Source organism: Massilia sp. (assembly GCF_032106685.1).
GTDB lineage: Bacteria > Pseudomonadota > Gammaproteobacteria > Burkholderiales > Burkholderiaceae_D > Telluria.
The window spans coordinates 1-14,223 of sequence record NZ_DAMCPG010000048.1 but is presented as its reverse complement, the minus strand read 5'-3'; the positions used below and the strand labels follow the sequence as shown (position 1 = coordinate 14,223).

Below are 14,223 nucleotides of genomic sequence, written 5' to 3'. Positions count from 1 at the left end.
ACCGTTAATGGAGCGCTACAAACGAGTCGTCGTATTGACAGGAATTGCGCCTGATCAATATACAGGCGAATCGATTGTAGTACGCCTTCCACTCCTTAACAACAGGCAATACAAACGTTCGCGAGGCAACACCGGCAGTGTTGGATGAATGACTCACTCATAGCGCTTCTGGCAACGCTCGCAGAAGAAGCTGCGCCGGTTGCTGCGGCCGAGGTGGGCTTTTTTGAAAGGGATGTGGCAGCGCGGGCAAGTGGTCTTCGCATGGGCCAGCCAGTGCTGCTTGAGCACGTACTCCTTTTTCCACCCCAGGAAATCGAAACTGTATTGACGGGCTTCGTCGACCAGGGCGCGCAGCTTGGGCGCCGGCAGCGCGCCGACTTTTGATTCCGGATGGACGCGGATGCGAAACAGCACTTCGTTCTTGATGATGTTGCCCACGCCCGAGAAGATGTCCTGGTCGAGCAGGGCGTCGCAGGCGAGCATGTCGGGCTGGGCGCGCAGCTTCTTGCGCGCCCGTTTCGGATCCCAGCAATCGGACATGACGTCCGCGCTCCAGTCGTACTGGGCGTCGAGGTCGACGTCGATTTCGCGGATCGCGCACGCATAAAAATTGATCTCGCCGCCATCGGCCATGCGCAGGAAGAGGCGCGGCGGCTTGTCGCGCCGCTCGTCCACGCGATAGGTGCCAAACAGCAAAAAGTGGATGCGCACCACCATGGTCGGCAGTTCGATCAGGAAGTGCTTGCCCCAGGTGCGCAGCGAGACGATTGGCTGGCCGACCAGGCGCGCGGGATCGATGGCCCGGACGTTGCCGCCGGCCTCGACGATGGTCTGGCCGACGAAGCGGGCGGTGGCTTCCTTCAAGATGACGAGCGATGGTCCTTCTGGCACGGCTGACCTCCTTGCGGCCATTCTGCCGGCAACTGCCGGGGCCGGCTGTGCGAGGACTAACAATTCGATACAGGATTTACCGACCGGAGACGGCACACTTCGCCAAACCAGCGTATATTTGAACAGTAAAACAATAGGAGAGAAAGGAAACGCCATGAAGACCGTGATTCGACACCTGTCCGCTGCCGGGCTGCTGGTGCTCGCCGCCGGCTCCGCATCTGCCGGCGTAACCGTGAACTACATCGAGCCCGACCGCTTTACGGACGTGCCGTTCGCGTCGTGGGAGCGCGACGAGACGCTGAAGGAACTGACCGAGCATTTCGCCAAGCTCGGCGCCCAGCTGCCGCCGGGCCAGGACCTGCGCATCGACGTCAAGGACGTCGACCTGGCCGGCCGCGAGTACCCGACCCGCGGCGTGCGCGACCTGCGCGTCGTGCGCAGCAACGGCGCCGACTGGCCGCGCATCGACCTGCACTACACGATTGAGCAGGACGGCCGCGTGCTGCGCAGCGGCGACGCCCAGCTGCGCGACATGGCATTCATGGACCGCGTCACGCGCGCCAAGGACAGCGACAGCCTGCGTTTCGAGAAACGCATGATCGACGACTGGTTCTATTCCACGATCATGCCGAACGAGCGCGCCGCGCGCCGCTGATCTCGCGGCAGCGCCGCAAGGCAGCAAGCGAAAGCGCCGCCTGGACAGGCTGTCATGCCGGTCCAGGCGGCGCTTTTTTTTCCACGCTGCCTTCCCAGTTTATTTTGCAGGCGCTTCCTTCCTGGTCACGCTGCGCCCGACGGCGGCCTGCACGTCGCGCACCTGGTAATCGGGCGGCACCGCGAACAGCGCGGCCTCGGGCTCGGCGCGCTTCAGGTTTTCCAGGCGGTAGACGAATTCGCCGCTGCGCGGGTCGCTGTGCTTTGCGAACACCGTCATCTGCAGCTCGGGCGCATACCAGGTCTCGTCGGCGACCACGATGGGCGCGTGGTTGCCGATCTCGCCGGCCGGGATCTCGTAGCTGCGCAGCTTGCCCTCGGCCTTCACGCCGTCGAACTCGCGCGTGCCGAGCTCGCGGCTGACGGCCTTCGACGACCATTTGCCGTCGCGGGCGGCGCCGGCCACCAGTGGACCGATGCGCTCGGCGAGGACGCGCGGATCCGGGCCGCCGTCCGCCAGCTTCGGAACCTGGATCACGCGCACCGTCTCGCGCGTGCCGCCCGCATCGCGCTCGACGCGGCGCACCACGATCTCGCGTCCGTTCGGCCCCTCGCGCTGCTCGACCTGCGGCAGCCTGCCTTCGCGGCGCAACTGCTCGACGCGCGCGCGCGCGGCCTCGCCCGCAGTGCTGGAAGCCTCGCCCGCATTGCGCGCAGCCTCGGCCGAGATACGGGCCGTGGCGGCGGCGCGGGCGGCTGTCGCGGCCTCGCGCGCGGCATCGAAGCGCGGCAGCCTGGTGGCGGTGCGCTTGCGCGGGTTCAGGATCCAGGTGGCGCTCGCCACCGGATCGTTGATGGTCACGGTACGCGGTTCGCCGTCCTCGCCCAGCACCTCGAGCCGGGTGCGGCCGGCGCTGTCGCGGTAGCTGGCCGACCGCGTGCGGCGCTCGATCCGGTTGCCGTCGGCCAGCTGCTGGAGGCGCTCGGAAACCGCCTGCGCGCTGTAGGGCGCATTCTTCACCACCCGGCCGTGGCCGCGCAGTTCGCCGACGCGCATGTCGTCCGTATGCATCTCGTGCACACGCATGCCGCCCGGCTGGACGTCGCGTTGCGCCGCGCGCGGCGGTGCGTCCGCCGCGGTCGCGGTCAGCGGGTGAGTCAGGAAGCCGGCAAGCAGGACGGCCAGCAGCAGGGGTTGGGTATTCATGGGCATCCTCGTCAAGGTGGGTCAATGGTCGATCGATGTCAGGCGCAGCGCCAGCGGTTCGCCGTCGGCCGCGACCAGCAGTTCGGCGCGCACCGGCTCGCCCGCCTGCTCGGGGCTGACCGGCAGGCCGAGCGTGGCGAGCATGGTGCGCGGCACTTCGGCCTCGACCAGCTGCGGGTCGGGCTCCTGCGCGATGCGCTCGAAGGAATCGAGCGCGATGAAGGCGGTGCCGTTGTCCAGGCGTACGAGCGGCGTGCGCAGCGCCAGTTCGTCGCCGTGGCGCGGCGGCGCCAGCAGGGTCGCCAGCACCACCGCGGTCACCGCCGCGCAGGCGCCGGCCGCGCCCCATTCGGGCAGGCTCAGGCGCTGATACCAGGGACGCTTGGCCGGGAAGCGGGCGGCGAAGGCCTGCATCAATTCTTTTTCCACGCAGCGCGGGGCGTCGATGCCGTCCATCGCGCCGCGCAGCGCGGCCAGGCGGGCATCGAGGTCAAGGGTGTCGTCGGGTTCCATGCTTGCAGCTTCCATCTCAGGCGGCGCCGGCGTGGGCGCGCAGGTAGTTGGCGAGGGCGGCGCGGCCGCGCGCCAGGCGCGAGCGCACGGTGCCGATGTCGACCTGGCAGATCGTGGCGATCTCGAGGTAGGACAGGTCGTGCAGTTCGTAGAGGATGACGGCGTCGCGGTAGTGCGGCGCCAGCCGGCCCAGCGCGCGCCGCACTTCTTCGGCGGTCTCGTCGGCCAGCACCCGGGCCAGCGGGCCGGCGGCGTCGCAGGCCGGCTCGGCCGCGTTGCCGGCATCGTCCGCGTCCGGCTCGGGCAAGGGAAATTCGCGCCAGCGCGGCTCCTCGTGCTTGAGGATCAGGAGGCGCGCCACGCCGAACAGGAAGTGCTGCAGCGTCCCGCGCAGCGCATCGAAGGCGAAGCGTCCCGTCAGCAGGCCCATGAAGCATTCCTGCACGATGTCGGCGGCGGTGTCGGCCGAACCGCAGCGCAGCAGGGCGAAACGGTAAAGCGGGCCCTGGTGGCGCCGGTACAGGGCCGCGAAGGCGGGCGCCTGTCCGGCGCGCACCTGGCGCAGCAATTCGTCGTCTGGGGTAGCGGGTGTGATGGTCATGGTGTCATCTCTCACCCGTATTCCGGTCAACAGGCCGGAAAGTTCCAACTATTTTTTTCGCGCCTGACAAAGCCCTCATGGCGCGCCCGGCGCTACAGGTTCAGTCGATCCAGTTCACGCGCTCGAACTTGTTGCGGAAGTCCTCGGGCATGGCGACCACCTGGCTGGTCTTGTAGTTGAAGAACACGAAGCCGGACTTGGCCATGGCGACCAGTTTCCTGTCGCGCGGGCGGGTGATGCGGAAGATGATGTCGCCGCCGTACTTGTTGAAGTCCATCACGCCGACCTCGAACAGCAGCTGGTCGCGCGCGTGCGCTTCGGCGCGGTAGGTCGTGGCCAGGTCGGTGACGATGATGCCGGTGCCGTCGCGCTCGGTCTCGGGGACGCCGAACTCGAACAGGAAGCGGGCCCGCGCCTCGGAGATCATCGAGATCATCGAGTCGTTGCCGAGGTGGTTGGCGCCATTGATGTCGGTGACGCGCACCGTCAAGGGCGTGGAGTAGTAATACTGGTCTTCGGGGAAGTCGAGATGTAAGCGTGCCATCCGAAGATTCTAACCCCATCAGGCGCTGGGCCCCCTCACAATTTTGTAGATGCGGCCTTCGGCGCTGACCATGTACAGCTCGCCGGCGCCGTCGCGCCCGAAGGACACGACCTTGCCGGGCGAGGCGATGGCCCAGTCGCGCTGCTCGCCGACGCTGGTGCCGTTGGCCAGGAAACTCTTCAGGAAGCCGCGGCAGTAATCCGAATAGAAATAGTGCCCGGCCAGCTCGGGCAGCGCGCCGCCGCGGTAGACATAGCCGCCGGTGATCGCGCAGCCGTTGACGTCGTCCGGCCCGTGTTCGTACTCGAAGGCGGGCAAGGTCAGGCTGACCTGGTTGCAGATGCCGGTGCCATAGCAGGCCGTGCCCTCCATGATGTCCCAACCGTAGTTCAGCCCGCCCTGGAGCAGGGACGCGATGTCGATCTCTTCGCGTTCGTTCTGGCCGACGTCGGCAATGTAGAGCTGCTCGCCGTCGAAGGCGAAGCGCCAGGGATTGCGCAGGCCGAAGGCCCAGATTTCCGGGCGCCGTCCTGGCTGGTTGAGATAGGGATTGCTGGGCGGAATGGTGTACGGCTGGCCGACGCTCGCGCCGCGCACGTCCACGCGCAACAGCTTGCCGAGGGTGGAGGCAAGGTTCTGGGCGTTGCCCTGGGGATCGCCCATGCCGCCGCCGTCGCCCGTGCCCACATACAGCAGGCCATCGGGCCCGAAGGCGACCAGGCCGCCGAAATGGTTGTCGTACTGCGGATGCGGCACGCGCACGATCACCAGGCCCGAAGTGGCGTCGGCCACGTCCGGCAGCGGCGAGCGGTTGAAGCGCTCGACGACGATGTCGCGCTGCGGATCGACGTAATAGACGTAGAAATAGCCGTTGCGGGCGAAGTCGGGGTCGAACGCCATCGACAGCAGCCCGCCCTCGCCGCCGGTGAAGACGCGCGCGCTGATGTCGAGCCAGGGCGCCGTCCGCGTATTGCCGTTTTGCAGCACGCGGATCACGCCCCTGCGCTCGACCACGAACAGGCGTTCGTCGCCGTCCGGCGCGGCCACGAAGGTCGGATCGTCGAAGCTGCCGCCGACCTGGGACAGGGTCAGCGTGAGCGTCCCGGCGCCGTAGGCGACCATGGCGCTGGCCGTGGCGCCGGCGTTGACGATGACGGTCTGGGTGGTCGGCGTGGGCGTATAGGTGGCGGAGCCGGCGGTGACGTCGGACGCGGCGACGGTGTAGCTGCCCGGCGCCAGGTTGGCCAGCGTTTGCGAGCCCGTGAGGTCTTGCGTGAAATTGTTCGGGCCCGTGACGCGCACCGCGGCGTTGGTGCCGGCGGGCAGGGCGGTGACGGTCACCTGCAGGGCGCCGGTGGTGGCGTTGGGGCCGGGCGCGGGAACGCTGCCGGGATTGCCGCCGCCGCCGCCGCAGGCGGCCAGCAGGAACAGCATGGGCAAGAGGGACAGCAGGAACTTCCGTGCGCGATCGACCAGCATGATAGGCCTCCACAGGAATGAGCACATCCACTGCGGCCATTCTGCCAGCGCGCGCCGACCCGGCTGCGCACGCTACGGCGGGGAAAGTCCCGCCGCGGCCAAAGCTGGGTTCAGGGCGCGGCCGGGCTCGAAGGCGGGCGCTGGCGGGTCTTGGCGACCACGCCCGCGGGGTCGATCAGGATCACGAATTCGGCGAAGCGCCCGGCGCCGGCGGGCGACTGGTAGACCCAAGCTTCGTAGCCGCTGTCGAACACGACGGCCTTGGTCTGGCCGAAGCGGGCCAGCAGCTCGGCCTTGGTTGTGGCGCCGGGTACGACTGCGGCGGCGAGGCGCTCGGCCGGCACCTGGGTCCCGGCCGGGATGGTGCCGCTGGCGCAGCCGGCCAGCACGGCCAGCGCGAGGACGAGGGCATGTGCTTTCATCGGCCTTCCTCCACCGCCGGCGCCGCGGCGGGCGGCGCGTCGTCGCGCATGTACTCGAACTCGACCACGGTGTCGTCGGGCCAGCTGGTGTCCCAGATCGGCGCGTAATAGGTGCGGTCGAGCAGCACCTGGCAGTCGCAGAAGGGCAGCATCTCGCGCGTCTGGATGCCGCCGGCGTAGAGCATGTCGAAGGGCAGCACTTCGCTGCGCTCTCCGGCCCGCAGGCGTACCGCGAAGATGGGGCGCTCGGCGAAGAACAGGTAGTTGCCTTCCGGGCTGTTGCAGACGCCCTCGGGCGTGGTCAGGGCATTCGAGATCCAGCCGAACAGGGGCGAGCTGTTCGAGACCAGTCCGGCCTCGACGCCGACCCGGCATTCGAGGCGCAGGTCGCCCAGGCGGCGCGTGCCTGGCGGCAAGCCCGGTGTTTCGATCAGCGCGCGCCAGGTCATGCTGGTGGTCTTGCGGTTGGCCAGCACGGCGGCGTCCTCGCGCAGGGCCTGTTCATTGCGCGGTAGCACGAAACTGTTGTCGGGCGCCACCGGCACCGGCACCGAGACGGTGTCGCCGGCCACGCGCAGCGTGATGCCCGTCATCTTGACGCCGGGCGTGCGCGGCAGCAAGTGAAAGCGCAGGGACGCCGCCGGCGCGTAGCGATGCTCGCGCTCGAAGCGTTCCATGCCTTTGATCATCTTGCGGTAGGATTTGTCGACCGGATCGCGCGTCGAGGTGACGTTCACGGTGGCGACAGGCTGGTCCTGGGCGAACGCCGCCGGCGTGACGATGGCAGCGGCGAGGGCAGCAAGGAAGGTGCAGCACGCGAGCGGCCGCATGGTGTTCACCAATAACGGACGCGGCCGGTGTCCATGTGGACGAATTGCGAGTCCGGGTAGAAGCCGACCCCGCCGCCGCGCATCGCCATCGCCGCCTTGCGCAGCTGCGCCAGGTCGCGGCCCGGCAGGCGGATGTCGATGGCCTTGCCGTCCATGTGCATGCTGTGCTTGGCCACGCCGCTGCTGTTGGCGCGCAGCTTGGCGTTCGATTCCGGCGAGCGGTAGCCGGAGATCACGTGCACCAGCTGGTTGTCGCCGAACTTGGCGCTGACCTCATTGAGCAATACCAGCAGCTGCGGATCGATCGGTGCAATCTTGTTGTTGCGATGGTCGCGCAGCACCTTGTTGAGATCCTGCAGCGCATCCGGGATGAACTGGCCCTCGGCCCAGAACACGCTGCGGACGGTTTCGCCGGTGTGGGTGTTGTACAGGCGCAGGATACGTTCGCCGGGAGCGGCCTGGGCAGTCTTGGCCAGGGCCGGCAGGCTGAATGCCGATGCGAGTGCAACAGAGCCTTTGAGGAAGGAGCGTCGTTGGTTCATCAGATTCCTTTGCGCTTGTAAGACAAGACCGACATGATAGCCCGATTTCGCTAATTCTGCAGGAATAGGGCGAAAATGCGACACGATGACGGAACGTTAATAACTTTTAAGGGGAAATTGCATGCAATTGCGACAACTTGGAGAGTCGATTCGCTACCTCTGCACGGCCGGCATCCTGGCCGGCGCCGCTCTGCCCGCACTGGCCCAGGTCGAAGCCGGCGGCGCGCCGCCCGCGGTCAAGGGCTGGCGCATGGAGACGGTCGCCGACGCCCTGCCGCGCGCCTGGGGCATGGCCTGGCTGCCCGATGGCCGCATGCTCGTGACCGGCAAGGAAGGCAGCCTGCACCTGGTCAGCGGCAAGCAGGTGACGGAGGTCCCGGTCGAGGGGCTGCCCAAGCTGATGGACAGCGGCCAGGGCGGGCTGCTCGACATCGCGGTCCATCCGGCCGACAAGGGTCCGGCGAACGTGCGCGTCTACATGACGATGGCGCACGGCACCAGCAGCGAGAACCGCACCATCCTCGTGCAGGGCGTTTTTGACGGCAAGAAAGTGAGCGGCGTGAAGACGCTGTTCCAGGCCTCGCCCGCGAAAAGCGGTGGCCAGCACTTCGGTTCGCGCATCGCCTGGCTGCCGGACGGCACGCTGTTGATGAGCATCGGCGACGGCGGCAATCCACCCCAGCGCGTGGGCGGCATGCTGGCGCGCGACCAGGCCCAGAACCTGGGCAGCCACAACGGTTCCATCCTGCGCCTGACGCTCGAGGGCAAGGCCGCGTCCGGCAATCCGCTGGCCGGCAAGTCCGGTGCGCTGCCGGAGATCTGGTCCTGGGGCCACCGCAACGTCCAGGGCCTCGCGGTCGATCCCGCAGGCCGCGTCTGGGCCAGCGAGCACGGCCCGCGCGGCGGCGACGAGATCAACCGCATCGAAGGCGGCAAGAACTACGGCTGGCCGCTGCAGAGCTTCGGCCTGGACTACAGCTCGCGCGAGCCGATCGGCAAGCACAGCGTGCCGGGCATGGTCGATCCGCTGGTCGTGTGGTCGCCGTCGCCGGCCCCGTCGGGCCTGGCCTGGTACACCGGTAATGCCTTCCCACAATGGCGCGGCAGCCTGTTCAGCGGCAGCCTGGCCGGCCAGGACCTGCGCCGCATCGCCTTCGACAAAGACGGCAAAGTGGTGCGCCAGGAAAAGCTCGACATCGGCGCCCGCGTGCGCGACGTGCGCCAGGGACCGGACGGCCAGCTCTACGTGCTGACCGACGAGGACAAGTCGCGCCTGCTGCGCATCGTGCCCGATAAGAGCTGAGGGGCTAACGGACGCCGGCGCGGATTGTTTTCACCGATACTGGGGAGCATACCCGTAGGGTGGACGGCTAAACCCGGGCGCATGCACGTCGGCGCACTCGGCGCCGTCCACGCGTTCGACGGTCGAATGCCATTCTGCAGCTGCGCACAGGGCGCTTGAACGCGTGGACGGCGCGCACGCCGCGTCAACGCATGCCGTCGGGTATAGCCGTCCACCCTACGCCTTCCAAAGCACAAGGAGAAACGATGGACGACTTCAAACCGGACCTGGCCAGCACCGCGCTGGTCCTGATCGACCTACAGAACGGCAACATGGCGCGCAAGCTGGCGCCGTATTCGAGCGAGCAGGTGCTCGGCAACTGCGTGCTGCTGGCGCAGGAAATGCGCAATCGCGGCGCGATGGTGGTGTTCGTGCGGGTGCTGCTGAACGAATTGCAGCCGGGACCGGCGGACGCGCCGCTGCATGCGGCGGATGCGCCGCCGCCGCCGCCGGACGCTTCGCAGTTCGCGCCCGAGGCCGGCGTCGAGGCGACCGACGTCGTGATCGTCAAGCGCCAGTGGGGCGCCTTCTACGGCACCGAACTGGACCAGCTGCTGCGCCGGCGCCACATCAAGACGCTGATTCTCGGCGGCATCGTCACGAATATCGGCGTCGAATCGACCGCGCGCGCGGCCCACGATCTCGGCTATGCCCTGGTGTTTGCGGAGGATGCGATGAGCGGCATCAGCGCCGAGGCCCACGATTTCGCCTGCAAGAACACCTTCCGCATCATGGGACGTGTGCGCAAGACGCGCGAGCTGATCGACGCGCTGCAGGCCGGCACCGGCGACGCCTAGAAAAAGACTGGGAAGGGGCTCGCCGGTCCAGGCGAGCCCTTGCTGCACAGGGCTCAGCCGGCCTTGTGGAGCGCGGCCGTGATCTCGTAGGAACGCAGGCGCGCCGCGTGGTCGAAGATCTGCGAGGTGATCATCAGCTCGTCGGCGCGGGTATGCTCGATGAAGGCCTTCATCTGGGCGGCGACGGTGCCAGGCGCACCGATGGCCGAGCACGACAGCACGGCATCGAGCATCGCGCGTTCCTGCGGCCCGAGCGCTTCCAGGTAGCCGCGCACCGGCGGCTGCAGGCGCGTCGGGCGGCCGCTGCGCAGGTTCACGAAGGCCTGTTGCATCGAGGTGGCGAGGAAGCGCGCTTCGTCGTCGGTGTCGGCGGCGAACACGTTAAAACCGAGCATGACGTAAGGTTTGTCGAGCTGGGCCGACGGGCGGAAGTTTGCGCGGTACAGTTCGATGGCCTGCATCATCATCTGCGGCGCGAAGTGCGAGGCGAACGCGTAGGGCAGGCCGAGCGCGGCGGCGAGCTGGGCGCCAAACAGGCTGGAGCCGAGGATCCACAGCGGCACGTTCAGGCCGGCGCCCGGCACCGCCTTCACCTGGCGGCGCGGCGAGCCGGCGAAATAGTCCTGCAGCTCGACGACGTCCTGCGGGAACTCGTCGGCGTCCGACGCCAGGTTGCGGCGCAGGGCGCGCGCGGTGACGTGGTCGGAGCCGGGCGCGCGGCCCAGGCCCAGGTCGATCCGGCCCGGGAACAGCGACTCGAGCGTACCGAACTGTTCGGCGATCACGAGCGGGGAGTGGTTCGGCAGCATGATGCCGCCGGCGCCGACGCGGATGGTTGAAGTTCCCGCTGCAACATAGCCCATCAGCACAGACGTGGCGGCGCTGGCAATGCCCGGCATGCCGTGGTGTTCGGCCAGCCAGAAACGGTTGTAGCCCCAGCGCTCGCCATGCTGGGCGAGGTCGAGCGAATTGTGGAAAGAAGCGCGCGCATCGCTGCCTTCGGCGATCGGCGCGAGATCGAGTATGGAATAGGGAATCATGGGTCGCATGATACGCCGAAGGGTTTTTTCGCGCTGTCCGGGTCGGCAAAACGGAGCGGGCCGCGCCACGCTCCGCGGCATGGCCGCCAGTGTAAAGATTGACCCCAGGATACTGCTTACCTATTATTCAACGCTCCTGCGCCCGCGCTCGACCAGTGTGCGCTTTCTTTCGCCTTCCAGGATTCCAATGCGCATCACTCTCTCCCAAGCGCTGCTCCCGCGCAAGACCGCGATCGCCACCGCCGCTACCTGCTGCTTCGTCCTGCTCGCCGCCGGCTGCGCCCAGCTTCCCGCCAGCCGCGCGCCGGCCGCCGTGCAAGCGCAAGATGGACTCGACAGCGGCAGCTTCGCCCGCATCGACCATGCCGTCGACGCGGCGATCGCCGAACGGCGCCTGCCGGGCGCGGTGTTCCACCTCGAGCGCGGCGGCGACGTCTACGCGCGCGCCTATGGCCGCACCAGCTACGAGCCCGATGCGTCGGCCGTGACGCCGGACACGGTGTACGACGCCGCCTCGCTGAGCAAGGTGCTGGCGACCGCGCCGGCGGTCCTGCTCCTGGCCGAGGACGGCAAGCTCGACCTGGAAGCGAAACTGGTCGATTATTTTCCCGAGTGCACGGGCGGCGGCAAGGAGGCGATCACGATCCGTCACCTGCTGACCCATACCTCGGGCCTGGCGGCCGGCCTGGCGGCGAAACCGGCCTGGAGCGGCGATGCGGCGGCCCATGCGCTGGCTTGCGCGCAGACCGTGACCCATGCGCCCGGCAGCTTCTTCCGCTACTCGGACATCAACTACATCCTGCTGGGCCAGCTGGTGCACAAGGTGGCGGGCAAGCCGCTCGACGTATTCGCCCAGGAACGCATCTTCGGCCCGCTGGGCATGCGCGACACCGGCTACCTGCCGCTGCGCCGCTTCGCCAAGGGGGCGATTGCGCCGACCCGGAACACCGGCGCGGCGGATAGCGGGAGCAACGCCTCGCTGCACGGCGACGCCGCCGCCGGGGCATTGCTGCAGGGCGTGGTGCACGATCCGACCGTGCGCCGGATCGGCGGCGTGGCGGGCTCGGCCGGGGTGTTCACCACCGCGCGCGACGTCGCCCGCTTCGGACGCATGCTGCTCGGCAATGGTTCACTCGACGGCGTGCGCATCCTGAGCCCCGAGAGCGTGCGGCTCCTGACCACCGTGCAAAGTCCGCCGGGCATCGCCGCGCTGCGCGGGCTCGGCATGGACATCGATTCGCCGTTTGCGCAGCGTCCGCGCGGCACGCTGTATCCGGTCGGCAGTTTCGGACACACCGGTTTTACCGGCTGCATCCTGTGGATCGATCCCGCGTCGCGCAGTTTCTACGTGTTCCTGTCGAACCGTGTCTACCCTGACGACAAGGCCAATGTGCTGCCGCTGTATACCCAGCTCGGCACCCTGGCGGCCGAGGCGGCGGGCGTGAAAACGGGACCGGCGCGCAGTGCCGCCGCCGCTCCCTGAAGACGGGTGCGCTAAGTTTCCGCGAGGCTAACGCGCGCTCCCCTCATGGCGACCTCTTTACACTCGGCCCTCCTCGCATGTCATTGATATTGTTGAGGAATGTAGCCCCCAAACCATGAGGAGATTGACATGAAAATGCATAAACTGTTGAAAGGCCTGCTGGGCGCCTCGGTCGCGGCCGCGATGGCTGTTTCCGTGAACGCGCATGCGCAATCGAGCAGCACCGCCGGCCAGTCCGGCTCGCAGGCAACCGGGTCGTCGGCAACGAGCGACCAGAGCTCGGGCAGCGATACGCACACCACGAAGAAGCACAAGCAGAAGAAGCATAGCGGCACCAGCAGCGGCAGCAGCAGCTCGGGCACCTCGTCCAGCGGCACCAGCGGCGCCACGGGCGGCGGCAGCGGCACGTCGGGCAGCGGCTCGATGGGCACCAGCGGCAGCAGCGGCACCTCGGGTGGCGGCACCGGCACCGGCACGGGCAGCAGCGGCACCTCGGGCACCACCGGCACCATGGACAGCGGCACCTCGGGCTCGATGGGTACGAGCGGCACGTCGGGTTCGATGGGCACCAGCGGCACCACCGGTTCGATGGGCACCAGCGGCGCCTCGGGTTCGATGGGCACGAGCGGTACTTCCGGCTCGATGGGCACCGGCGGCACCAGCGGCACCAGTGGTTCGATGGGTACCGGCGGCACCAGTGGCACCTCCGGCACCGGCACCTCAGGCACCGGCACGTCCGGCACCACGGGCACCGGCACCTCGGGCACCAGCACCGGCACCGGTGGCGGCACCAGCGGCCGCGGCTACTGATCCGGCGGACCGGGTCGCGTAGACCGGGCCGCGCAAGCGGCCTGCCTTGCGCCGGCTTCAACCGACACCAGCTCGCGAGCTGGTGTTTTTATTTGCGATGCGCGGGCGTCCGCCGCCGCTTACACCTTGCGCACGAATTCGGACTTCAGGCTCATCGCGCCGAAGCCCTCGATCTTGCAGTCGATGTCGTGGTCGGCGTCGACCAGGCGGATGTTCTTGACCTTGGTCCCCTGCTTGATCACGCCGCCCGAGCCCTTCGGCTTCAGGTCCTTGATGACGGTGACGGTGTCGCCGTCTTGCAGCGTGTTGCCGGCGGCGTCGCGCCAGACGCGCGCCGTCTCGGCCGGGGCCGCGGCGGCCTGCGCCGACCATTCGTGGCCGCATTCCGGGCAGGCGAGATTGGCGCCGTCCTCGTAGGTGTAGACGGATTGGCAGAGGGGGCAGGGAGGCAGGGACATGGCGGTGCGGAGAAAAGTGAAACGGGAAGTATACCCGCCGGACCCCGCATGGCCAAAAAAAACGCCGGGCGGGGCCCGGCGGGAAGCAGCGCCGGCCGGGCCGGCGCAGGCACGAAGGGGGCGGGCAGCCTCAGGCGGCCTGGGGCAGCTCCAGCGCGCCCGCGCGTGGCGCCGGAACGTGCCGGGCATGCAGCGGCGCGCGCGCCGTGCGCGGGTCGAAGCGGAAGGTCGACACCAGCTGGGCCAGGGCCTGCGCCTGTTCGCGCATCGCGTTCGAGGCCGCCGCCGCTTCCTCGACCAGGGCCGCGTTCTGCTGGGTCACCTGGTCCATCTGCGCGATCGCCCCGTTCACCTGCTCGATACCCGCGGACTGCTCCTGGCTCGCCATGGCGATCTGCGCCATGATCGCGGTGACGCGGCCGATGCTGTCGACGATGTCGCGCATCGTCGCGCCGGCGTCCGACACCAGGCGGCTGCCTTCCTCGACCTTGCCGACCGAGTCGCCGATCAATTCCTTGATCTCCCTGGCCGCCGCTGCGCTGCGCTGGGCCAGGTTGCGCACTTCGCCGGCCACGACCGCGAAGCCGCGGCCCTGCTCGCCGGCGCGCGC

General features: G+C 68.3%; 17 protein-coding genes. 5 read left to right on the top strand and 12 right to left on the bottom strand.

From position 1 onward, the window contains the following. Positions 1–153 precede the first annotated feature (153 nt). Positions 154–891 carry a DNA-formamidopyrimidine glycosylase family protein gene (locus RT688_RS20470; protein ID WP_313706682.1) on the bottom strand — a complete coding sequence of 246 codons (738 nt, stop codon included), beginning with the start codon at positions 889–891 and terminating at the stop codon, positions 154–156. A 154-nt stretch (positions 892–1,045) separates the two neighbouring features. Here RT688_RS20470 and RT688_RS20465 point away from each other — a divergent pair, with 154 nt between their 5' ends. Next, the gene (locus RT688_RS20465) at positions 1,046–1,546 is read left to right on the top strand and encodes a DUF3016 domain-containing protein (RefSeq protein WP_313706681.1); all 501 of its coding nucleotides are present in this window, start codon (positions 1,046–1,048) and stop codon (positions 1,544–1,546) included. Between the two features lie 99 nt (positions 1,547–1,645). Here RT688_RS20465 and RT688_RS20460 read toward each other — a convergent pair whose 3' ends face one another. From RT688_RS20460 to RT688_RS20425, 8 genes are all read right to left on the bottom strand, one after another. Beyond that, entirely contained in the window at positions 1,646–2,752 is a 1,107-nt protein-coding gene (locus tag RT688_RS20460; protein ID WP_313706680.1) for a hypothetical protein, read from the bottom strand. A 21-nt stretch (positions 2,753–2,773) separates the two neighbouring features. Then, positions 2,774–3,265: a hypothetical protein gene (locus RT688_RS20455; RefSeq protein ID WP_313706679.1), complete on the bottom strand. Its 492-nt coding sequence runs from the start codon at positions 3,263–3,265 to the stop codon at positions 2,774–2,776. 16 nt (positions 3,266–3,281) lie between these two features. After that, positions 3,282–3,866 (bottom strand): RNA polymerase sigma factor, encoded by a 585-nt coding sequence (locus RT688_RS20450; RefSeq protein WP_313706678.1) that lies wholly within the window; start codon positions 3,864–3,866, stop codon positions 3,282–3,284. A 100-nt stretch (positions 3,867–3,966) separates the two neighbouring features. Then, positions 3,967–4,410: a thioesterase family protein gene (locus tag RT688_RS20445; protein ID WP_313706677.1), complete on the bottom strand. Its 444-nt coding sequence runs from the start codon at positions 4,408–4,410 to the stop codon at positions 3,967–3,969. 18 nt (positions 4,411–4,428) lie between these two features. Then, positions 4,429–5,889 (bottom strand): PQQ-dependent sugar dehydrogenase, encoded by a 1,461-nt coding sequence (locus RT688_RS20440; protein WP_313706676.1) that lies wholly within the window; start codon positions 5,887–5,889, stop codon positions 4,429–4,431. A 110-nt stretch (positions 5,890–5,999) separates the two neighbouring features. Further along, positions 6,000–6,311 (bottom strand): hypothetical protein, encoded by a 312-nt coding sequence (locus tag RT688_RS20435; protein ID WP_313706675.1) that lies wholly within the window; start codon positions 6,309–6,311, stop codon positions 6,000–6,002. Next, entirely contained in the window at positions 6,308–7,141 is an 834-nt protein-coding gene (locus RT688_RS20430) for a hypothetical protein (RefSeq protein ID WP_313706674.1), read from the bottom strand. The genes RT688_RS20435 and RT688_RS20430 overlap by 4 nt, the downstream gene beginning before the upstream one ends. Before the next feature lie 5 nt (positions 7,142–7,146). Beyond that, positions 7,147–7,683 carry a DUF882 domain-containing protein gene (locus RT688_RS20425; RefSeq protein WP_313706673.1) on the bottom strand — a complete coding sequence of 179 codons (537 nt, stop codon included), beginning with the start codon at positions 7,681–7,683 and terminating at the stop codon, positions 7,147–7,149. Positions 7,684–7,804: 121 nt separating this feature from the next. On the opposite strand from RT688_RS20425, the gene RT688_RS20420 reads away from it, so the two are divergent. Both RT688_RS20420 and RT688_RS20415 read left to right on the top strand, forming a co-directional pair. After that, entirely contained in the window at positions 7,805–8,986 is a 1,182-nt protein-coding gene (locus RT688_RS20420; protein ID WP_313706672.1) for a PQQ-dependent sugar dehydrogenase, read from the top strand. 245 nt (positions 8,987–9,231) lie between these two features. Beyond that, positions 9,232–9,822, top strand: coding sequence for an isochorismatase family protein (locus tag RT688_RS20415; RefSeq protein WP_313706671.1), 591 nt, complete (start codon positions 9,232–9,234; stop codon positions 9,820–9,822). A gap of 53 nt (positions 9,823–9,875) precedes the next feature. Here the strand turns inward: RT688_RS20415 and RT688_RS20410 are convergent, their stop codons facing one another. Next, positions 9,876–10,862, bottom strand: coding sequence for an LLM class flavin-dependent oxidoreductase (locus RT688_RS20410; RefSeq protein WP_313706670.1), 987 nt, complete (start codon positions 10,860–10,862; stop codon positions 9,876–9,878). Positions 10,863–11,049: 187 nt separating this feature from the next. On the opposite strand from RT688_RS20410, the gene RT688_RS20405 reads away from it, so the two are divergent. Both RT688_RS20405 and RT688_RS20400 read left to right on the top strand, forming a co-directional pair. Next, complete coding sequence (locus RT688_RS20405) at positions 11,050–12,345, top strand: serine hydrolase domain-containing protein (RefSeq protein ID WP_313706669.1); 1,296 nt, start codon at positions 11,050–11,052, stop codon at positions 12,343–12,345. 129 nt (positions 12,346–12,474) lie between these two features. Next, positions 12,475–13,155 (top strand): hypothetical protein, encoded by a 681-nt coding sequence (locus tag RT688_RS20400; protein ID WP_313706668.1) that lies wholly within the window; start codon positions 12,475–12,477, stop codon positions 13,153–13,155. Between the two features lie 119 nt (positions 13,156–13,274). Here RT688_RS20400 and RT688_RS20395 read toward each other — a convergent pair whose 3' ends face one another. Both RT688_RS20395 and RT688_RS20390 read right to left on the bottom strand, forming a co-directional pair. Beyond that, positions 13,275–13,613, bottom strand: a complete 339-nt coding sequence (locus RT688_RS20395) for a zinc ribbon domain-containing protein YjdM (RefSeq protein WP_313706667.1) — start codon at positions 13,611–13,613, stop codon at positions 13,275–13,277. Positions 13,614–13,743: 130 nt separating this feature from the next. Next, positions 13,744–14,223, bottom strand: a 480-nt coding sequence (locus tag RT688_RS20390) for a methyl-accepting chemotaxis protein (protein ID WP_313706666.1), incomplete at its 5' end; no start/stop codon positions are given.